The 19571-nt window shown below is 74.5% G+C and carries 16 protein-coding genes; 8 read left to right on the forward strand and 8 right to left on the reverse strand.

Annotated elements, in window-relative coordinates:
- The first annotated feature begins 160 nt into the window (after positions 1-160).
- On the forward strand, positions 161-1432 hold the full coding sequence (locus tag ACZ2G1_RS06865; protein WP_095651588.1) for a DUF6882 domain-containing protein: 1272 nt from the start codon (positions 161-163) through the stop codon (positions 1430-1432).
- Positions 1433-1453: 21 nt separating this feature from the next.
- Entirely contained in the window at positions 1454-2386 is a 933-nt protein-coding gene (rarD, locus tag ACZ2G1_RS06870; protein ID WP_241975596.1) for an EamA family transporter RarD, read from the forward strand.
- A 77-nt stretch (positions 2387-2463) separates the two neighbouring features.
- Here the strand turns inward: rarD and ACZ2G1_RS06875 are convergent, their stop codons facing one another.
- From ACZ2G1_RS06875 to ACZ2G1_RS06895, 5 genes are all read right to left on the reverse strand, one after another.
- Positions 2464-2613 carry a methionine/alanine import family NSS transporter small subunit gene (locus tag ACZ2G1_RS06875; RefSeq protein WP_126350305.1) on the reverse strand — a complete coding sequence of 50 codons (150 nt, stop codon included), beginning with the start codon at positions 2611-2613 and terminating at the stop codon, positions 2464-2466.
- Entirely contained in the window at positions 2610-4385 is a 1776-nt protein-coding gene (locus ACZ2G1_RS06880) for a sodium-dependent transporter (RefSeq protein WP_470377602.1), read from the reverse strand. Before ACZ2G1_RS06880 ends, ACZ2G1_RS06875 begins: the two co-directional genes overlap by 4 nt.
- 109 nt (positions 4386-4494) lie before the next feature.
- Positions 4495-5562 carry a polyprenyl synthetase family protein gene (locus ACZ2G1_RS06885; protein WP_043738630.1) on the reverse strand — a complete coding sequence of 356 codons (1068 nt, stop codon included), beginning with the start codon at positions 5560-5562 and terminating at the stop codon, positions 4495-4497.
- An 11-nt stretch (positions 5563-5573) separates the two neighbouring features.
- Positions 5574-6869 carry a geranylgeranyl reductase family protein gene (locus ACZ2G1_RS06890; protein WP_035924977.1) on the reverse strand — a complete coding sequence of 432 codons (1296 nt, stop codon included), beginning with the start codon at positions 6867-6869 and terminating at the stop codon, positions 5574-5576.
- Complete coding sequence (locus ACZ2G1_RS06895) at positions 6866-7579, reverse strand: demethylmenaquinone methyltransferase (protein ID WP_081615708.1); 714 nt, start codon at positions 7577-7579, stop codon at positions 6866-6868. Before ACZ2G1_RS06895 ends, ACZ2G1_RS06890 begins: the two co-directional genes overlap by 4 nt.
- Before the next feature lie 137 nt (positions 7580-7716).
- Between ACZ2G1_RS06895 and ACZ2G1_RS06900 the strand changes: the two genes are divergently transcribed.
- The 5 genes from ACZ2G1_RS06900 to ACZ2G1_RS06920 all read left to right on the forward strand — a co-directional run bounded on the left by ACZ2G1_RS06900 (position 7717) and on the right by ACZ2G1_RS06920 (position 13481).
- Complete coding sequence (locus ACZ2G1_RS06900; protein WP_017832448.1) at positions 7717-9180, forward strand: isochorismate synthase; 1464 nt, start codon at positions 7717-7719, stop codon at positions 9178-9180.
- Between the two features lie 124 nt (positions 9181-9304).
- Complete coding sequence (locus tag ACZ2G1_RS06905) at positions 9305-10150, forward strand: ABC transporter substrate-binding protein (protein WP_017832449.1); 846 nt, start codon at positions 9305-9307, stop codon at positions 10148-10150.
- A 76-nt stretch (positions 10151-10226) separates the two neighbouring features.
- Positions 10227-11021, forward strand: a complete 795-nt coding sequence (locus ACZ2G1_RS06910; protein WP_035924981.1) for an amino acid ABC transporter permease — start codon at positions 10227-10229, stop codon at positions 11019-11021.
- A gap of 10 nt (positions 11022-11031) precedes the next feature.
- Positions 11032-11853 carry an amino acid ABC transporter ATP-binding protein gene (locus tag ACZ2G1_RS06915; RefSeq protein ID WP_017832451.1) on the forward strand — a complete coding sequence of 274 codons (822 nt, stop codon included), beginning with the start codon at positions 11032-11034 and terminating at the stop codon, positions 11851-11853.
- Between the two features lie 239 nt (positions 11854-12092).
- Positions 12093-13481: an MFS transporter gene (locus ACZ2G1_RS06920; RefSeq protein ID WP_017832452.1), complete on the forward strand. Its 1389-nt coding sequence runs from the start codon at positions 12093-12095 to the stop codon at positions 13479-13481.
- A gap of 115 nt (positions 13482-13596) precedes the next feature.
- Here the strand turns inward: ACZ2G1_RS06920 and menD are convergent, their stop codons facing one another.
- Both menD and ACZ2G1_RS06930 read right to left on the reverse strand, forming a co-directional pair.
- On the reverse strand, positions 13597-15393 hold the full coding sequence (menD, locus tag ACZ2G1_RS06925) for a 2-succinyl-5-enolpyruvyl-6-hydroxy-3-cyclohexene-1-carboxylic-acid synthase (RefSeq protein WP_290467855.1): 1797 nt from the start codon (positions 15391-15393) through the stop codon (positions 13597-13599).
- Between the two features lie 94 nt (positions 15394-15487).
- A complete protein-coding gene (locus ACZ2G1_RS06930) occupies positions 15488-17686 on the reverse strand; it encodes a PhoX family protein (RefSeq protein ID WP_470377603.1) in 2199 nt (732 codons plus the stop codon).
- Positions 17687-18062: 376 nt separating this feature from the next.
- Between ACZ2G1_RS06930 and ACZ2G1_RS06935 the strand changes: the two genes are divergently transcribed.
- Complete coding sequence (locus ACZ2G1_RS06935; protein WP_290467854.1) at positions 18063-18473, forward strand: hypothetical protein; 411 nt, start codon at positions 18063-18065, stop codon at positions 18471-18473.
- On the opposite strand, the gene ACZ2G1_RS06940 is transcribed toward ACZ2G1_RS06935, so the two are convergent.
- Entirely contained in the window at positions 18464-19477 is a 1014-nt protein-coding gene (locus ACZ2G1_RS06940) for an o-succinylbenzoate synthase (RefSeq protein WP_109243605.1), read from the reverse strand. The two genes, ACZ2G1_RS06935 and ACZ2G1_RS06940, sit on opposite strands and share 10 nt — an antisense overlap.
- Positions 19478-19571: the final 94 nt, after the last annotated feature.

Here is a 19571-nt window from a genome sequence, read left to right on the forward strand (position 1 = left end):
GCCGGGCGCGGCACCCGCGGGGCCCCGGAGGTCTCGCCCCACCCTACCCAAGCGGTCCCCGGCCGCCGCGGGCGGAGCGGCCGTCCGGCGCCCCCGCCGACGCACCGGGCGGCGCCCGCCGTGACGCTCCCGCACCCGCGAGGGTTGCTAGCCTGGACGCATGACGAAAACGCTGCAGGAACTGATCGACGAGTCGATCTTCATCTCCACCGAGTACCAGGCCAGGCTGGCCGAGCTGACCCAGGGCGCCGGGTGGGACGTCGACTTCTCCGCGCCGGCGTTCACCCTGCAGACCGAGCCCCCCGTGACCCTGACGCCCTATCTGCTGGGCACCGAGTCCGCCTCCCGCGGCTCCTGGATCTGGTCCTGGCAGGAGCTGGGCCACTTCCCGGCCGCGGTGGTCTCCGCCGCGGTCCAGGCCCGCGAGGCCGGGGAGCGGCTGGGCGTGGACGAGCTGTCCACCGACGAGCTGCCCGTGGCGGAGGGCCTCGCCCGCCGGCTGACGCTGGCGGCCAAGGCCGTGACGGGCGTGTACGCGCACTACCCCGCGGGAGCGGGCGGCGGCGTCACCGCGTGGCTGCTGCTGGACGGACCCGAGTTCGAGCTCCCCGAGCTCACCGTGGAGCGGATGATGCGGGTCATCGCCGAGGCGCTGACCACGGACACCGCGGTGGACCACAACCTCGCCGTGGACTCCTACGCCAAGCTGCGCGGCGCCCACATCGAGTGGGACACCGAGGCCACGTGCGTGGTGACCGTGCGGGACGGCGCGCAGCGGTTCTGGTTCGACGACCACCAGATCTCCGGTGTCGAGCCCGCCGAGCCGTCCGTGGGCCCCGAGATCCTGGTGGACCTGGCCGCCGACGCCCGGGAGCGCGCCGCCATCCTGCGCGAGGACCGTGCCGCCGCCGAGGCCACGGCCGCCCGGCAGGAGGCCGAGCCGCACCGCGCCGCGGCCCCGGCGGCTCCCGCGGAGACCCCGGTGCCCGAGGAGGCCCCCCGGGAGCAGCCCGAGCCGATCGAGGTGCCCGACTTCGTCGAGACGGAGCACGTCCGGCCCGAGCCGGCCGAGGAGTCCCGGCCGGCCGAGGAGCCGGCCGCCGCGCACGCCGGTGCCGCCGAGACCGACCTCCCGTTCGACCAGGAGCCCTCGGACCGGGAGGTGCGCCCGGGCCGCGTGAGCACCACGGTGGTGCCCGGCCCCGAGCCCGTCCGCCCGGCCCGCGAGGAGGTGCCCGAGCCCGCCGCCGCGCAGCACCGGGAGCCCGTCGCGGAGCCGCAGGTGGAGCGCGAGGTCGAGCGCGAGGTCGTGGCCGGCCCCGGCGTCCCGGGCAGCGCCGGGACGGAGCCCGTGGTGGAGGGCGAGGAGATCGCCGAGGAGGAGCAGGGCGAGCGGAAGAAGGGCTTCTTCAGCCGATTCTTCGGCCTCTGACCCCCGGCGGTACCCTCGAGCGTGACCGCCTACAACACCGCACCCGGCCCGGATCCCGACGAGCAGTCGAGGACCCGGGCCGGTGTGCTCTCCGGATTCGCCGCCTACGGGATCTGGGGCCTGCTCCCGCTGTACTTCGTGGCCCTGGAGCCGGCCACGCCGGTGGAGATCGTGGCGATGCGCGTGCTCTTCTCCCTGGTCTTCTGCCTGGCGCTGCTGGCGCTCACCGGGCAGCTGCACCCCCTGGGCCGGGCACTGCGCGCTCCGCGCACTCTCGGGACCCTGGCCGTGGCCGGCCTGCTGATCGGGGTCAACTGGTGGCTCTACACGGTCGCCACGACCACGGGGAACACCCTGGAGGCCTCCCTCGGCTACTTCATCAACCCCCTCGTGGCCATCCTGCTCGGCGTGCTGGTGCTGCGGGAGCGGATGCGGGCCCTGCAGTGGACGGCCGTGGGCATCGGGTTCGTGGCGGTCGTGGTCATGGCCGTCTTCTACGGGCGGGTGCCGTGGCTCTCGCTGGGCCTGGCCTTCTCCTTCGGCTTCTACGGCCTCGTGAAGAACCGGATGGGCGGGTCCTACCCGGCGATCGTGACCCTGACCGTGGAGACGATGGCGCTGACCCCGGTGGCCGCGATCGTCGTGGCGCTGCTCGGGGCGGACGGCCGGCTGACCCTGGGCAGCGAGGGCACGGGCCACCTCCTGCTGATGCTGTCCTCGGGCGTGATCACGGCCGTGCCGCTGATCCTGTTCGGGGTCGCCGCGACCCGCCTGCCGCTGAGCACCGTGGGCATGATCCAGTACGTGGCGCCCATCGGGCAGTTCCTGCTGGCCGTGCTCGTGTTCGGCGAGCAGATGCCCCTGGAGCGCTGGGTCAGCTTCTGCTTCGTGTGGCTCGCGGTGCTGCTGCTCGTGCTGGACGCGGTGCGCGCCCCGCGGGCGCGCCGCGCCTGAGCACCACGTGCAGGAGGGCCCCCGGCGCCGCGCGGCGCCGGGGGCCCTCCTGCTGGTCCCGAGGGTCCGGGACGGGGTCAGGTGGTGCGGACGTAGTCGTCGCCGCCGAAGCCCTGGTCGTTCTCGTCCACCTCCGGGGTGCGCCGCAGGTGCAGGACGGCGGCGATGAAGCCGCCCCAGACCGTGCACACGGCCACGATGAGCATGATGATGGCGGGAGTGGTCATCGGGGGTCCTCCTGGGATCCGGTGGTGCTGGACGGGGTGCCGGAGCTCCAGGGCGCCGCGCCGGTCCCCTCGGCGGGGGCCTCCGCGTGCCGGCCCGTGGACCCGGCCGTGCCCTCGGCGAGGGTGCGGTAGGAGAAGTCCTGGTCGAGGGCCGGGGTGCGCAGGGCGGTGTCCGACCAGTGGGAGAGGTGCCGGTCCCCCTCCATCCGGTTCCGGTCCGTGAAGGCGTCCAGGATCGCGGGGGACGGGCTGAGCTCGTTCGCCCGGGAGGCTCCTGGCCACGGGAGCTTCGAGAGCACGTAGGCGATCACGATGAGCCCGATCGCCATGCCCCAGCCGAACGTGTTGACGAACCAGGTGGGCATCTCGCCGTAGCCCTCCGCCACGGTGGTGGTGAGCGTGTCGATGAGGATGTAGCCCAGCACGATCGGGGTGAGCCCGCCGGCCACGACCATCCAGGTGCGCCCCAGCTTGAAGGAGGACACCGAGTTGAGGTGGTCCCGCAGGGTCGGCAGCGCGGAGAAGCCGGCCGTCAGGAGCATCACGGACACGAGTGCCGCGGCCACGATGCCGAACTGGTTGACGAAGTTGTCCGTGACGTCGAGCAGGTTCAGCCCCGTGGTGGTCGTGAACAGGGCCAGGGAGATCAGCGCCATGGGCACCACGACAGCCACCACGGCGGTGCGCCGGCGCAGGCCGAGCTTGTCCTGGACCGCCGCGACGACGACCTCGACGATGGACACGAGCGAGGTGAACCCGGCGAAGGTCAGCGACGCGAAGAACAGCACCCCGATGAGGGTGCCGAGGGGCGCCTGGGAGATGATCGTCGGGAACGCGATGAACGCGAGGCCGATGCCCGAGGTGGCGACCTCGTCGACGCCCACCCCGGCGACCCCGGCCATGAAGCCCAGTGCCGCGAAGACGCCGATGCCGGCGAGGATCTCGAAGCTGGAGTTGCCGAAGCCCACCACGAGACCGGAGCTGGTGAGGTCCGTCTTGGGCTTGAGGTAGGACGAGTAGGTGATCATGATGCCGAAGCCGACCGAGAGCGAGAAGAAGATCTGGCCGTAGGCGGCGACCCACACGGCGCTGTTGCCCAGTGCGGCCCAGTCCGGGGTGAACAGCGCGTTCAGGCCGTCCGTTGCACCGGGCAACGTCAGGGCGATGACGACGATCACGAGGAACATCAGCACCAGCAGCGGGATGAGCACGAGGTTGACCCGGCCGATGCCCTTCTGCACGCCCAGCAGCAGGACCACCAGCAGCGCCACCCAGGCCACGGCGGTGGTGCCCAGGACGCTGGGGACGAAGTCGAACGCGACGGTCACCTCGTCGGAGGTCTGCAGGACGTCCGCGAGGAAGAACGTGCCGGGGTCCTCGCCCCAGGCCTTGCTGAACGAGAAGTAGGTGTAGAGCATCGCCCAGCCGAGGATGACGGCGTAGTACACGGCGATCACGAAGCTGATGCCCATCTGCCACCAGCCGATCCACTCGGTCTTGGGGTGCAGGCGGCGGTAGGCCAGCGGCGCCGAGGCGCGGAAGCGGTGGCCGATGCCGTACTCGAGCATCAGCAGCGGCAGACCGGCCGTCAGCAGCGCGACGAGGTACGGGATCAGGAACGCCCCGCCGCCGTTCTCGTAGGCGATGTAGGGGAAGCGCCAGATGTTGCCGAGGCCGACGGCGGAGCCGATCGCGGCCAGGATGAAGACGGTGCGGCTGGAGAACGCCTCGCGTGGCGCGGCGGCACGGCCGGGTGGGGACTGAGGGGTCATGGTCGTCCTCGGGTGCGGGAAGTGGTCTGCGGACGGCTACAGGCTAGCCCGTGGGACCGCGGGAACCACACCTGGCGCCACGGCCCGTGACGTACGGTGCGGAGCTCGCTCAGGCCTCGCGGTGGACGACGGCGTGCGCGAACGCCACGAGCGCGCGCTTGGCCACCGTGTCCGGCAGCGGCTCCAGCGACGCGATGGCCTCGTCGGCCCACTGCCGGGCGATCCGCCACGCCTCCTCGGTGGCCCGGTGCCCCGAGACCGCGGCCACGGCCCGGGCCAGGGCCTCGTCCGAGGTGAGGTCGGAGTCGAGGTGCTCGAGGGCGCGCACCGCGTCGGCGTCGCCCTCCCCTGCCATCCGGCGCAGGATGAGCACCGGCAGGGTGGGCACCCCCTCGCGCAGGTCGGTGCCGGGGGACTTCCCGGAGACCTCGTCCTCGCCGGTCACGTCGATCACGTCGTCGGCGAGCTGGAAGGCGATGCCGACCTTCTCCCCGTACTCGACCATGACGTCCACGACGTCCTGGTCGGCCCCGGCCAGGACCGCGCCGAAGTGCCCGCACGCCGCGATGAGGGAGCCGGTCTTGCCCGAGAGGACGTCGAGGTAGTGCTCCAGCGGGTCCTGCCCCTCGCGGGGGCCGACCGTCTCGTGCAGCTGGCCGAGCACGAGCCGCTCGAACGTGTCCGCCTGGATCTTGAGGGCCCGCTGGCCGAGCTCGGAGACCATCGAGGAGGCGCGGGCGAAGATGAGGTCGCCGGTGAGGATGGCCACCGAGTTGCCCCACACGGTCTGCGCGGTCGCGACGCCGCGGCGCAGCGGCGCGGAGTCCATGACGTCGTCGTGGTAGAGGGTCGCCAGGTGCGTGAGCTCCACGACGGCCGCGGACTCGAGGACGGCGTCGTTGATGCCGCCGCCGATCTCCCCGGCCAGCACGGTCAGCAGGGGCCGCACGCGCTTGCCCCCGGCCTGGAGCAGGTGGCGGGAGGTGACGTCGGCCAGGTGGTCGGCGCTGCGCACCGCCTCGTCGAGCCGCTCCTCGATCCGGGCCAGCGACCCGAGCACGACCGGGCCCAGCCGGTCGTCGGACGCGATGAGGTCGAAGCCGGCGGGCAGCCTCACCTGATCGGTGCCGAGACCTGCGGCGGGGCCGTCGGCGCTCGGGGAGGAGGATTCAGTCACGGTCCACCACTCTAGCGAGTTTTCGGGGGGCGGGTGTTGCCGGTCGCGGGCGTCAGGGCGTCCAGGAGGGAGACCACCCGGTCCTCCCACGTGGCGGCGGGGCGGTCGGAGAGCTCCGTCATGACCCGGACCACGAAGCGCATCAGGGCGGGCACGGCCATGCCGGTGCGCACGGCCGCCTTCATCACGGCGGGGCTGCCGATGAGCTGGGCCAGGACCCGGCCCTGGGTGAAGTGCGCGCCCCACTCCTGCCGGACCCGGTCGGGGTAGCCGGCGAGCACGAGCTCCCGCTGGGCGGGGCCGTTGGCGGCCGCGGCCGCCACGACGTGCTCGGCGGCGTAGCGGGCGGACTCCATCGCGTTGGAGATGCCCTCCCCGTTGAACGGGGAGACGAGGCCCGCGGCGTCGCCCAGCAGCAGCATCCCCGGGACGTGGTGCGGCGTGCGGTTGAACGCCATCGGCAGGGCCGCGCCGAGCACGCGGCCGCGGCGGTGCTCCTCGTCGAACGTCCACTCGGCGGGCATGGACGCGGTCCAGTCCGCGAGCACCTTCCGGTAGTCCAGGTCCCCGAACGCCGGGGAGGTGTCCAGGATCCCGAGTCCCACGTTGGCGGTGCCGTCCCCGACGCCGAAGACCCAGCCGTAGCCCGGCAGCAGCGCCCGCTGCGGGTCGGTGCCGTCGGTGAGCTCGAGCCAGCCCTCCATCCAGTCCAGGTCCGAGCGCGGGGACTCGAAGTAGGCGCGCACCGCCACCCCCATCGGGCGGTCGTCCCGCTTGTGCAGCCCGGCGGACACCGCGGTGCGGGAGGAGTTGCCGTCGGCCGCGAGCACGACGTCCGCCCGGTGCTCCTCGGTCTCGCCGGTGCGCCGCCCGGCGGCGTCGAGGACGTTGGCGCGGGCGCCGACGACCCGGCCGGAGCCGTCGCGGAGCACCCCGGTCACGGCCCGGCGCTCGAGCACCCGGGCCCCGGCGGCGCGGGCGTGCCCGGCCAGGTGCTCGTCGAAGCCCAGCCGGGTGCGCACGAGCCCGTAGGGCGGGAAGTCGCTCAGCTCGGGCCACGGCACCTCGACGCTGCGCTCGCGGGCCACGAGCCGCAGCCCCCGGTTGCGGGCGTAGCCGAGCTCGGGCCCGTGCGGGAGGCCCATGAGCCGCATCTCGCGCACGGCGCGCGGGGTCAGCCCGTCGCCGCAGACCTTCTCCCGCGGGAACGCGGTCTTCTCCAGGACGGTGACCTCGATCCCGTGCGCCGCGAGCCAGTACCCGGCCGTGGCGCCGGCGGGGCCGCCGCCGAGGACGAGGGCCCTCATCGGGCGGGGGCGTCCGCGGCGGGCTTGACGGCCCGGTGCACGGCCACGATGCCGCCGGTGAGGTTGCGGTACTGCACGCCGGTCCAGCCGGCCGCGAGGATCTCGGCGGCGAGGTCCTCCTGGTCCGGCCACGCCGCGATGGACTCCGCGAGGTACCGGTAGGCCTCCGGGTTGGACGCCGCGCGCGCGGCGATCCCCGGCAGCGCCTTCATGAGGTACTCCGTGTAGACGGTGCGCAGCGGGGCGGCCGTGGGGGTCGAGAACTCGCAGATCACGAGCCGCCCGCCCGGCCGGGCGACCCGCAGCATCTCGGCGAGCGCGCGGCGGTAGTCCTGGATGTTGCGCAGCCCGAAGGAGATGGTCACGGCGTCGAAGGACGCGTCCGCGAACGGCAGCCGGGTGGCGTCGGCCTGCACGAACTCGATGTCCGGGCGGCGGGCGCGGCCCACCTCGAGCATCCCGAGCGAGAGGTCCGCGGCCACGACGTCGACGCCTGCGTCCGCGTACGGCTCGGACGAGGTCCCGGTCCCGGCGGCGAGGTCGAGGACCTTCTCCCCCGGGACGGCGCCGACGGCCTCCGCGACGACCCTGCGCCAGCCGCGGGTCCGCCCCAGCGAGAGGATGTCGTTGACGAGGTCGTAGCGGGGCGCCACGTCGTCGAACATGGCGGAGACTTCGTGCGGCTGCTTGGACAGGTCTGCTCGGTTCACCCGGTCATTGTCGCACCTCGCTCCGACGCCCCCGCCCGGGCCCCTCCCCCGGCGCCCGCCCCGGACGCCCTCCCGGCGGCCCCGCCCGCGGGAGCGGGACCGGGGGCTGTCCGGCGGTCGGCCTAGACTGGGGGGCGATGTCTCCCACCGCCCCCGCCGCCGACCCCGCAGCCGCCCCGCCGGTCCCCGTGCTGCACGCCCTGACGGTGCCGCTGTCCGCGCTGGGCGCGGACCCCGCAGCCGCCCCGGACCTGCGGGACCTGCTCGCCGGACCGGAGCTGCTCACCTGGACGGTGGACGGGCGCGGACTCGTGGCCTGGGGCCGGGCCGCCGAGCACACGGTGCGCGGCGCGGACCGGTTCACGGCGGCCCGCGTGTGGTGGGACGACCTGGTCGGCGCGGCCGTGATCGAGGACCGCGTGGGAGTGCCCGGGACCGGGCTGACCGCCTTCGGCGCGTTCACGTTCGCGACCGCCTCCGCCGTGGACTCCGGGCTCGTGGTCCCGGAGCTGCTCGTGGGCCGCCGGGGCGACGTCGCGTGGGCGACCCTCGTGGTGGCCGTGGCCCCCGGGACCCCCTTCGCGCTGGGCGCCGACGACGTCGCGGCCGCCTGGCTGCGCCGGATCGGCTCCGCCCCCGGGCGCCCGCCCGCCGCGAGCGGGCCGCCCGCGGCGCCGGCCGTGGTCCGGCTGTCCTCCGGGACCCTGGGCGAGCACGAGTGGACGGAGGCGGTGCGCGAGGGCGTCGAGCGCATCCGCTCCGGCCGGATGGAGAAGCTGGTCCTGGCCCGGGACGTCGTGGCGCGCACGGACGCCCCGCTCGATGCCGTGGCCGTGGTGCGGGACCTCGCCCGGCGCTACGAGCAGTGCTGGACGTACTGCGTGGGCCTCGGCGGGGACCCCGCGGGCGCGGGCCGGCTCATGGGGGCCACCCCCGAGATGCTGGTGCGGGTCCTCGACGGCGTGGCCCACGCCCGGGTCCTCGCCGGCACCCTGGACCGGGACGCCGCGCCCCCGGACGAGGACCCGCACGAGTACGCCGCGCGGGTGCTCGGCGAGTCGGAGAAGCAGCAGCACGAGCACGGGTTCGCGATCGACTCCCTCGAGGCGTCGCTGGCCCCCTACACCGACGCCGTCACGACCTCCCCGGAGCCGTTCATCCTCGAGCTGCCCAACGTGTGGCACCTCGCCTCGGACGTCACCGCCGCGCTGCGCCCGGGCCCGGCCGGGGACCCGCCGTCCTCCCTCGAGCTCGCCGAGGCCCTGCACCCCACCGCCGCGGTGTGCGGGACGCCCACGGCGGTGGCCGCCGCCGCGATCCCGGAGCTGGAGCAGATGGACCGGGGACTCTACGCCGGCCCGGTCGGCTGGCTCGACGCGGCCGGCAACGGGGACTGGGGCATCGCCCTGCGCGGCGCGGTGCAGGAGGACGAGCGCACGGTGCGGCTCTACGCCGGGTGCGGCATCGTGGCCGCCTCCGACCCCGAGTCCGAGCTGGCCGAGACCTGGGCGAAGCTGCGGCCGATGCTCCAGGCCCTGGGGCAGCGGGCCGCCGGGGCCCCGGAGCGCCTCGTGCCCGCCCCGGGCCTGTCCGCCGGCTGAGCCGGAGCCGGGCTCGCACCGTATCCTGGTGCCCGAACACGCGCGGGGCCACCGCCCCGCAGGGCCGGGCCCGCGCCCGGCCCGTCCGCGCCGACGACCACTGCTCCCACCGGAGGAACCCCGCATGCCCCGTCCGACGACCCGCCCGTCCCGCGCGCACGCGCTGGCGGCGCTGTCCGCGATCGCCGCCCTCGCCCTGACCGCCTGCACGTCCGAGAGCCCCTCCGGGGAGGCCGCGGACGGCGGCGGGGAGACCGCGGGGGCCACCGCGTCCTCGGCCGTGGCCCTGGTGGAGCCCGGGTTCCTCACCGTGTGCTCGGAGTCCAACTACCCGCCGTTCGAGATGGAGGAGGGCGGCGAGATGGTCGGTCTCGACATGGACCTCGGCCGGGAGATCGCCGAGGACCTCGGCGTGGAGATGAAGAACGTCACGCTCGCCTTCGAGTCGATCCAGTCCGGCGCGGCCCTCGAGACCGACCAGTGCGACGTCGCGATCTCCGCCCTGTCCATCACCGAGGAGCGGCGGACGGTGATGGACTTCTCCGACCCCTACTACGACAACGAGGTCGGCCTCGTGACCGACGGGGAGGACGGGGTCGACTCCATCGACGCCGCCCGCGAGGAGCAGGTGCGGGTCGGGGTCATGCAGGGCACGGTCGGCGAGACCCAGGCCCGGGAGCTCGGCCTCAACGCCGTCCAGTTCGAGGACGCCACCACGCTGTTCACCGGGCTCAGCACCGGGAGCGTGGACGCGGTGCTCGACGACGTCACGGCGATCGCCCAGCACGCCCAGGACGACCCGGACTTCGTGGTGCAGGAGACCGCCGACCTCGACGACCAGCTCGGCGTGGCCGTGGCGAAGGGCGACGAGGCGATGCTCGGCGCGGTCGACGCCACCCTGGACCGCATCGAGGAGGACGGCACGCTCGAGAAGATCGTCGAGACGTGGATCCCCGTCCAGGAGAACTGACCCGGGGCCGGCGACCCGCACCCGGGACGCCGGCCCCGTCACCGTCCCACCCGTACCACCCAGAACGGACCAACCCATGGCCATGACCATGCACCAGAGAGCACGGCTCTCCCGCGGCGTCCAGTACGCCGTCCTGATCCTCGTCGTCCTCGCCCTCATCGCGGTCGCCGACTGGCCGCTGCTGGTCGAGAAGGTGTTCAACCCGGCCATCGCGGCCCAGCAGTTCCCCGGCATCATCGTGGTCGCGCTGAAGAACACGCTCATCTACACGCTCCTCGGCTTCGTGGTCGGCCTCACCGGCGGTGTGGTGCTCGCGCTCATGAAGCTCTCGTCCGTGGCGCCCTACCGGTGGCTGGCCACGATCTACATCGAGTTCTTCCGCGGCGTGCCCGCCCTGCTGGTCTTCCTCGCCTTCGGCTACGGCATCCCGCTGGCCTTCGGCTTCCGCTTCAACCACTACGTCACGGTGATGATCGCCCTGGGCCTCGTGGCCGCCGCATACATCGCGGAGTCCCTGCGGGCGGGTCTGCAGGCCGTGCCGAAGGGCCAGTACGAGGCCGCGCGCTCCCTGGGCATGTCCCACGCCCGGGCCATGGTCACGATCGTCATCCCACAGGCGCTGCGGATCGTGCTGCCCCCGCTGACCAACGAGGTGATCCTGCTGACCAAGGACTCGTCGCTGGTCTACCTGCTGGGCATGGGCGTGGGCCAGTACGAGCTCACCAAGTACGGCCGCGAGGCCATCTCCGGTGCCGGGGCGGGGCTCACGCCGCTGGTGGTGGCGGGTGTCTGCTACCTCATCATCACGGTGCCCCTGGGCATCCTGACCCGCCGCTTCGAGTCCAAGACCGACCGCATGAAGAAGTCCTAGGAGCCTGACTGTGAGCACTGCATCCTCCCCCACTCCCCGGTCCGGGCCCGGCGGCGCCGACGGCCTCGCGGACGCGGCCTCCGTCGTCGTCGAGGGCCTGCACAAGTCCTACGGCTCCCTCGAGGTCCTCAAGGGCATCTCCCTCAGCGTCGGCGCCGGCCAGGTGGTCTGCCTCATCGGCCCCTCCGGCTCCGGCAAGTCCACGCTGCTGCGCTGCGTCAACCTGCTCGAGACCCCCCAGCAGGGGCGGATCACGATCGGCGACTTCGAGGTCACCGACCCCGAGGCCGACGTCGACCGGATGCGCCGGCACGTGGGCATGGTCTTCCAGCAGTTCAACCTCTTCCCGCACCTGAACGTGCTCGAGAACTGCACCGTGGCCCAGCTCAAGGTGCTCAAGCGGGACCGCGCCGAGGCCGAGCGGATCGCCCGCGGCAACCTGGAGCGCGTGGGCCTGGCCGAGAAGGCGGACAACTACCCCGACCAGCTCTCCGGCGGGCAGCAGCAGCGCGTGGCCATCGCCCGGGCCCTGTCGATGGACCCGTCCCTCATGCTCTTCGACGAGCCGACCTCCGCCCTCGACCCCGAGACGGTGGGCGACGTCCTGGCCATCATGCGCAACCTCGCCGCCGAGGGCATGACCATGCTCGTGGTCACCCACGAGATGGAGTTCGCCCGCGACGTCGCCGACAAGGTGGTGTTCATGGACGGCGGGGTGGTCGTCGAGGAGGGCCCCGCCGCCGAGGTGATCCGCCACCCCCGCGAGCCCCGCACCCAGGCGTTCCTCTCCCGCGTGCTCAACCCCACGCAGGTGCAGGCCCCGGAGCAGTGACCCGGCGCGGTCCGGGCCCGTCGTCTGCGGACGACGGGCCCGGACTCATATCCGCAACAGACCCGATCGAGGACATCAATACCTCCGACATGTGAATCACCCCCTGGTGGATCCCTGGGTCTTTGCCTCATATGACCCGGATCACAGCTCTGCCAGGCTGGACGCAGCCAGGGGACGCACCGCCGGTCTCCCCCGCTTCCTGCCTTGTCCACGCGCTGCCCAGAGAGGTCCCGGGGAACATGACCCAACCACACACCATCATCGCGGAGAACCCGCTGCTCGAGCAGAGGACCGCCCGCTTCGTGGCGTTCATCATCTGCCTCGCCCTGCTCTTCGACGGCTACGACCTCGTCATCTACGGCGTGGTCCTGCCGGGCCTGCTCGCCGACCCCACCCAGATCGGGACCCTGGAGCCGGCCGTCGCCGGCCTGGTGGGCTCCTACGCCCTCATCGGCGTGCTCATCGGCTCGCTCGTCTGCGGGGCCATCGGCGACTTCTTCGGCCGCCGCCGGCTGCTGATCACCGGTGTCGCCTGGTTCTCCGTGGGCATGTTCGTCACCGCGCTCACCACCAGCGTGCTGGCCTTCGGCGCGATGCGCTTCCTCACCGGCATCGGCCTCGGCCTCGTGATCGCCACCGCCGGCGCCACCATGGCCGAGTTCGCCCCCGCCGGCCGCCGCCAGTTCTACAACGGCATCGTCTACTCCGGCATCCCCGCCGGCGGCGTCTTCGCCGCCCTCGTGGGCATCGCCTTCCTCGCCGACCTGAGCTGGCGCGGGCTCTTCATGATCGGGGCCCTCCCCCTCCTCCTGCTCGTCCCGCTCATGCTGTGGAAGCTCCCCGAGTCCCCGCGCTGGCTGCTCACCCGCGGCGAGACCGAGCGGGCCGAGGCCGTCGCCCTCCGGACCGGCGTCCCGCTGATCGAGGAGCAGGTCATCCAGACGGTGGGGGCCGCACCGCGCAGGACCGGCTACGCGGCCGTGTTCTCCAGGCAGTTCGCCCTGGCCTCGATCCTGCTGGGCTTCATGTCCTTCTGCGGCCTGCTGCTCACCTACGGACTGAACACCTGGCTCGCCGTCATCATGAACGGCTACGGCCACAGCATCAGCCCGCTCTACTTCGTCCTCGTGCTCAACGGCTCCGCCCTGGTCGGCGGTCTGCTGGCCTCCCGCCTCGCGGACCGCACCGGCCCGCAGCGGATGATCGCCACGACCTTCGCGCTGGCCGCGATCGCCCTGGTCCTGATGACCTTCAGCTTCCCGCTGCCGCTGCTGTTCCTCTTCATCGCCGTGGCCGGCGTGGGCACCATCGGCACCCAGGTCCTGGTCTACGGGTTCCAGTCGAACTACTACACCACCAACGCCCGGGCCGCCGGCGTGGCGTTCTGCGCGAGCATGGGCCGGTTCGGCGGCATCTTCGGCCCGATCATCGGCGGCTGGCTCGCCGCGGCCGGCTTCGGCGGCCCCCAGGCGTTCTACGTCTTCGCCGGCGTGGCCCTGCTCGGTGCGCTGGTCACCCTCGTGGTGCCCCACCAGCGCGGGCTGGAGGAGGCCGAACACCGGGTGGAGGAGCTCGCCGGGCACCCGCAGGCGCCCGCCGAGCAGGAGGCGCCCACCGTGCGCGGCTGACCCCCGCGGCACCGCCTCCGGGCCCCGTCCCCCCTCGCCGGGGGGCGGGGCCCGCCCGCGTCCCCGGCCCCGGGGCGCCGGCCGGCGCAGGGCACCCGGCGCACCTCGAGACCCGTCAGCGGCCGGTGCGGCCTCCCGCACCGTTGTCCGGAGCCGTGTCCTGCGCGGTGTCCTGAGCCATGTCCTGCGCGGCGGCCTCCGCGGCGGCCCGGGCGACGGCGGCCCGGATCCGCGCGTGGAGGTCCCGCAGCCCGCGCCGGTCCACCACGACCTCCAGGACCGAGCGCCCCCGCACGGGCGCGGCGAGCGCCTGCTCGAGCTCGGCGACGCCGGCCGCACGCCGGTGGGCCACGCCGTAGCCGGCGCACAGCGCGTCGAGCCGGGCCTCGTGCGGGGTGCCGAAGAACCGCTCCACGACCGCCCGGTACTCCTCCTGCTCCCCCAGCACGCCGTGCTCCAGGGTCGTGAAGATCCCCCCGCCGCCGTCGTTGAGGACCACGAGCTGGAGGTCGGGCTCGCGCTCGCCCGGGCCCAGCAGCAGGGACGAGACGTCGTGCAGGAACGTCAGGTCGCCCAGGAGGGCGCGGACCGGCCGGTCCCCGCCGAGCGCCGCGCCGGCGGCCGTGGCCACCGTCCCGTCGATCCCGGCGAGCCCCCTGTTGGCGAGCACGAGCGGGGAGGCCGGGCCGGGCCGGGCGGCCAGGTCGAGGTCGCGCACGGGGTTGGAGGAGCCCGCCAGCAGCACGGCCCCGTCCCGCCGGCAGGCCTCCCACACCGCGGCGGCCACGGCCGGGCCCGTGGCCCGGCCCGGCGGCTCGGCGGCGAGCAGCCCGGCGACGGCGCCGTCCGCGGCGGCGCCCGCCTCCCGCCAGGCCTGCGCCCAGCCGGGGGCGCCGCGGCCGGTGAAGGCGGCCGCCTCGGCCCAGCTCGTGAGCACCCGCTCACGGCGCCGCCCGGGCTCGTACCAGGCCACGGGTGCCGGCCGCACGGCTGCGGTGGCGACGCCCTCCCGGGCGAGCAGGGCCCCGACCGGGCGGGAGAGCGTGGGCCGGCCCACGAGCAGGACCCGCTCGATCCGCCGGCCCAGCGGGGAGTCCAGCAGCAGCCGGTAGGCCCCCACGGCGTGCGGGCCGCTCCGCGCGTTCGAGGAGGGCTCCGCGAGCAGCGGCAGCCCGCACGCCTCGGCGAAGCGTGCCGCGTCCGGTCCGGCGCCGTCCCCGGCGACGACGACGGAGCGCGCCGTCCCGGCGTCCGGCGGCGGGACCGCGACCGGGCCGGCCGCCACCGCGGCCGGCCCCGGGTCCGGCCGTGCCCCCGTCCGGGCGGCCAGCAGCCGGGCCCGGGCCGCGAGCACCGGGCCGTCCTCCGGCGCGGGGTGCAGCGGCTCGCGCAGGGCCACGTTGAGGTGGACCGGTCCCGCCGGCCGGGGCCCCTGCGGTCCACGGCCGGCCAGGGCGGCGAGGACCTCCTCGAGCCGGGCGGGCACGTCGTCGTCCGGGAGGAGGTCCACGGCGGCGCGCACGTGGTCGCCGAAGATTCCCGGCTGGCGGGTGGTCTGGTTGGCGCCGGTGCCCCGCAGCTCCGGCGGGCGGTCGGCGGAGAGCACCACGAGGGGCACCTCGGCGTGGTCGGCCTCCAGCACCGCGGGGAGCAGGTTGCCCACGGCCGTGCCCGAGGTGGTGAGCACCCCGGCCGGCCGGCCGGTGGCCCGTGCGATGCCGAGGGCGGTGAACGCCGCGCTCCGCTCGTCCACCCGCACGTGGACCTCGAGGGCCCCGGCGGCCTGGGCGGCCGCCGCGGCGTAGGCCAGCGGCGCGGACCGGGAGCCGGGGGCTACGACGAGGTGCCGCATCCCGGCGGCGACGAGCTCCTCCAGGACGGTGCGGGCGGTGTCGAGAGAGGGTGTGGTCACAGGAGACCAGGGTAGTCCGGGAACGCAGCGGTCCCCGGCCCGCCGCGGGGCGGGCCGGGGACCGGTGGGCTCCGGACGCCTCAGGAGGCGGGGCTCAGTAGGAGCGGGACGCGGTCCTCGCGGCCGCCTTCGTCTCCGCGGTGGCCTTGCCCTTGTAGCCGCGGTAGCGGGGCCCGCGCTCGCCGTTCTTGCGCCGCTTGTGCTGGTTGCGGCCCCGCCCCGGCCGGTCGTGGATCGCGCCGGGGAACTCGGGCTCCCCGGCCCGGTCCACGGCGAAGACCTGGGCCACGGACGGCCGCGGCAGGGACCACTCGCCCTCGCCCTGGCGGGTCTCCACCACGTAGTCCGGGAAGTAGGAGCGGGGCTCCTCGAAGGAGCCGTCCTCGCCCGGGTGCTGCACGGCCACGTAGACCATGCGCTCGCGGTCGCGGATCACGGGCCCGCAGGTCTCGGCGTCCTGCGGCACGGCGAGGAACTGCTCGACGTTGCCGCGCTCGCGCCCGGACAGTCCCACCTTGAACAGTCCGTCGTTGTAGCCGATGGTCCCCGGGGCGCCGTCCGTGGAGATCCACAGGTTGCCCTCCGAGTCGAAGGCCAGGTTGTCCGGGCAGGAGATCGGGGAGACCTTCTCCACCGGGTAGCCGGAGAAGTAGGTGGAGGCGTTCTTCGCCGGGTCCCCGGCGACGAGGAGGATGTTCCAGCCGAACTCGGTGGCGTCGGCACGGTGGTGACGCTCCGTGATCTCGATGACGTGCCCGTCGCGGTTCTGGGTGCGCGGGTTGGCCTCGTCCGGGCTGGCCTTGCCCGGGGTGCCGCGGTCGGTGTTGTTGGTCAGCGCCACGTAGACCTTGCCGGTGTGCGGGGAGGGCTCGACGTCCTCGGGGCGGTCCATCTTGGTGGCGCCGACCTGGTCCGCTGCCAGGCGGGTGAACACCAGGACCTCCTCCACGGACATGCCGGCCACGGCCGACTCCCCGTCCACCACCAGGGGCAGCCACTCGCCGGAGCCGTCGAACGCGCCGTCGGAGGGCAGCCGGCCGGAGCCGTCGATCTCGGCCGCGGTGTCCCCGGTGAACTTCGCGACGTACAGGTTGCCCTCGGAGAGCAGCGTTATGTTGTGGGCGCGGTCGCCCTCGACGTACTTCTGGGCGGAGACGAACTTGTAGAGGTAGTCGAAGCGCTCGTCGTCGCCGGAGTAGGCCACCACGGTGCCGTCCTCGGCCACGCGCACGTTGGCGCCCTCGTGCTTGAAGCGGCCCAGTGCGGTGTGCTTGACCGGGGTCGAGGCGGGGTCCTGGGGGTCGAGCTCCACGACCCAGCCGAACCGGTTCGGCTCGTTCTCGTAGCCCGGCAGGGTCGAGTCGAAGCGGGGGTCCACCTCGTGCCAGCGCCGGCTCGGGGCCTCGGCGGCGATCCCGTAGCGCTTCTGCTCGGCGGAGCCGTTGCCCTTGAAGTACTGGTTGAAGTTCTCCTCGCCGGACAGGACGGTGCCCCACGGGGTGGTGCCGCCGGCGCAGTTGTTCTGCGTGCCGAGGACCACGGTGCCGGTCGGGTCGTCCTGCGTCCTCAGCAGCGCGGAGCCGGCGGCCGGGCCGTCCACGGCGAAGGGCGTGCTCAGGGTGATGCGCCGGTTGCGGGCTCCGCCGCGGACGTAGGTCCAGGGCCGGCCGGGGCCGGTGCGGGCGATCTCCACGACGGACATGCCGTGGGCGGCCATGGCCACCCGGGCCACCCGCTGGAGGTCGTCCTGCTGCTCGGCGGGGAACATGAGGTTCTCGTTGGTGTACTCGTGGTTGTTCACGAGCACTCCGCTGCGCCCGCCGCGGTCCTGGAGGATGTCCAGGTAGTCGCTGTTGTAGCCGAACTGGGCCGCCTGGGACTCCGGGGTCTGCCGGAGGGGGTCGAACTCCGGGGAGTCCTCGAACAGGGGGTCGCCCCAGCGGATGATCGGGGACCAGTCGAAGCCCTCGGGGACCGTGAGGTCGTCCACGGTGTTCGGCACGGGGGCGATGGGCGCGAAGGACAGCCCGGAGCGTCCGCGGCCGTGGGCCTGGGCGGCCTCCGGGGTGGCGCCGACGACGCCGACGGTCACGGCCGCCGCGGCGCCCAGGCCCAGGGCGGAGCGGCGGGACAGCGCCGCGCTCGCGATGTCGCGGAAGTAGCCGTTGCCGGAGGTGTTGCACTCCGGTCCGGCGCAGGCGCTGCCGCACTTGAGCTGGCACGTGACGGGGCTGCGCTTGCCGCGCGTGTGGCCGAGCAGGGGCAGGACGGTGCGCTTGGCGGTGTCGGTCATGGCTCTCCCAGGGGACGGGGCCCGCGGCGGACCGCGGTCGGGGAACGGGTGCTCCGCCACTGCACCACCGCCCGGTGAGGCCCCGGGGGCGGCCGTGCGAACCGCAGGTGAACGGGCAGTGACCGGCCGGGGACCCATCCGCCCCTGATCAGCGGGTCCGTCCCGGGCCGAGTTCACTCAAAGAAACAATGCGCCGGCGGATTCCGCGGCCGTCCCGGTTCTGGGATGCTCGAGGCGTCAGGCCGTCCCATCCGTTCAGCGCCCCGGACCGTGACCGGGAACGTCCGGAAGACCCCCCTCCTTCTGCTCGATCCGCCCACGGGCCGTGCCGCCGCGGCGGCGGAGCCGGCCGGGACACCGGCGGAGGAGGCGCGCGATGCACACCGAACCAGAGGGGGGACTGCTGTCCCCGCGGGAGCACGGGGGGAACGTTCCGCACGAGCACGGCGCGCACGGGTACCGGCGTGCGGCCGTGGACTGCCTGAGCATCCACCGCGCGTGGGACCTCCACCCGGGGGACTGCCTGCACGGACGGATCATCGCCTCCGTCCGCGGGGTGGTGGGGCTCGCCTGCAGCCCCGTGGCGGTCTTCTCCTTCACGGGCGACGACCCCGAGCACACGGCCCAGACCCGGATCGGCGCCGCCCACCCCGACATGGAGCTCGGCTGCGACGACGTGTGGCGCGCCGCCCGGGCCTGGGTCCGGGGCCACGGGCTGCACGAGGGCGAGCCGGTGGACCCGGACCGGCTCCGGGCCGAGGTCCTGGGGGTCGCGGCTCAGGGGTGAGGCGCGACCCCGGCCAGGGCGTGCACGCGGCGCAGCCGCTCCAGCCACCACCGGCGCCGGTCGGCGGGCACGGCGTGGCGCGCCAGCAGCTCGGGGTCCGGGACCGCGTCCCGCAGCTCGAGCATCCCGCCCACCGGCCGCAGCGGCTCCCGCAGGACGTCCGCCCGCATGAGGGACACCGTCCCGAGCCCGCAGGCGTACGGGAGCTCGGGCAGGGCGGCGGCGAGCGCGAGACCCGCCCGGATGCCCACGGAGGTGTCCAGGGCGGAGCTGACCACCGCCGGCAGGCCGGCCTGGGCGACCACGTCCAGGGCGCGGCGCACCCCGCCCAGCGGGGCCGCCTTGACCACGAGCAGGTCGGCGGCGCCCGCCCGGGCCACCGCCAGGGGGTCGTCCTCCTTGCGCACGGACTCGTCCGCGGCCACCAGCACCGCCACGCCCCGGTCGGCGAGGCCCTCCCGGACGGCGGCGAGGCCCTCGATCGTGGGCACGGGCTGCTCCGCGTACGCGAGCCCGTGCCGCCCGAGCCGTTCCAGGGCCGCGAGGGCCGTGGGCACGTCCCACCCGCCGTTGGCGTCCACCCGCAGCTCGGCCTCCGGCAGCAGGGCCCGCACGGCCGCGACCCGGGCGTCGTCGTCCCCCGGCCCCTGGCCGCGCTCGGCGACCTTGATCTTCACGGCACGCACCCCGCCCCCGAAACCGGCGAGGACCTCCCGGACCCGGGCCGCCGGCACGGCGGGCACGGTCGCGTTGACGGGGATGCGCGTGCGCCGGGGCGCCGGGAAGCCGTGCCACGCGGCGTCGACCGCGGCGCGGAGCCAGGCGCCCGCCTCGGCGTCCCCGTACTCGGGGAACGGGCCGAACTCCCCCCACCCCGCCGGGCCGCGCAGGAGCACCGACTCGCGCACGTCGACGCCGCGGAAGCGCACCCGCATCGGCAGGGCGACGACGTGCGCGTGCGCGAGCAGGTCGTCGAGCGGGGGCAGGACCACGGCGGGGAGCATGCTCCCCAGCCTAGGCGGCGCCTCTCAGCCCGCTCCGATCCGTGCGTGGAATGATGAGGGCTCCGCGGGTGCCCGCACGGCCGCGGCCGTGCCC

Source organism: Kocuria sp. KKT182 (assembly GCF_055635395.1).

What these genes read in the sequence shown, in the direction of transcription:
- ACZ2G1_RS06865 (WP_095651588.1), top strand. Translation starts at nt 161, where the DNA reads ATGACGAAAACGCTGCAGGAACTGATCGACGAGTCGATCTTCATCTCC.
- ACZ2G1_RS06875 (WP_126350305.1), bottom strand. Translation starts at nt 2,613, where the DNA reads ATGACCACTCCCGCCATCATCATGCTCATCGTGGCCGTGTGCACGGTC.
- ACZ2G1_RS06880 (WP_470377602.1), bottom strand. Translation starts at nt 4,385, where the DNA reads ATGACCCCTCAGTCCCCACCCGGCCGTGCCGCCGCGCCACGCGAGGCG.
- ACZ2G1_RS06890 (WP_035924977.1), bottom strand. Translation starts at nt 6,869, where the DNA reads ATGAGGGCCCTCGTCCTCGGCGGCGGCCCCGCCGGCGCCACGGCCGGG.
- ACZ2G1_RS06900 (WP_017832448.1), top strand. Translation starts at nt 7,717, where the DNA reads ATGTCTCCCACCGCCCCCGCCGCCGACCCCGCAGCCGCCCCGCCGGTC.
- ACZ2G1_RS06905 (WP_017832449.1), top strand. Translation starts at nt 9,305, where the DNA reads ATGCCCCGTCCGACGACCCGCCCGTCCCGCGCGCACGCGCTGGCGGCG.
- ACZ2G1_RS06910 (WP_035924981.1), top strand. Translation starts at nt 10,227, where the DNA reads ATGGCCATGACCATGCACCAGAGAGCACGGCTCTCCCGCGGCGTCCAG.
- ACZ2G1_RS06920 (WP_017832452.1), top strand. Translation starts at nt 12,093, where the DNA reads ATGACCCAACCACACACCATCATCGCGGAGAACCCGCTGCTCGAGCAG.
- ACZ2G1_RS06930 (WP_470377603.1), bottom strand. Translation starts at nt 17,686, where the DNA reads ATGACCGACACCGCCAAGCGCACCGTCCTGCCCCTGCTCGGCCACACG.
- ACZ2G1_RS06935 (WP_290467854.1), top strand. Translation starts at nt 18,063, where the DNA reads ATGCACACCGAACCAGAGGGGGGACTGCTGTCCCCGCGGGAGCACGGG.
- ACZ2G1_RS06940 (WP_109243605.1), bottom strand. Translation starts at nt 19,477, where the DNA reads ATGCTCCCCGCCGTGGTCCTGCCCCCGCTCGACGACCTGCTCGCGCAC.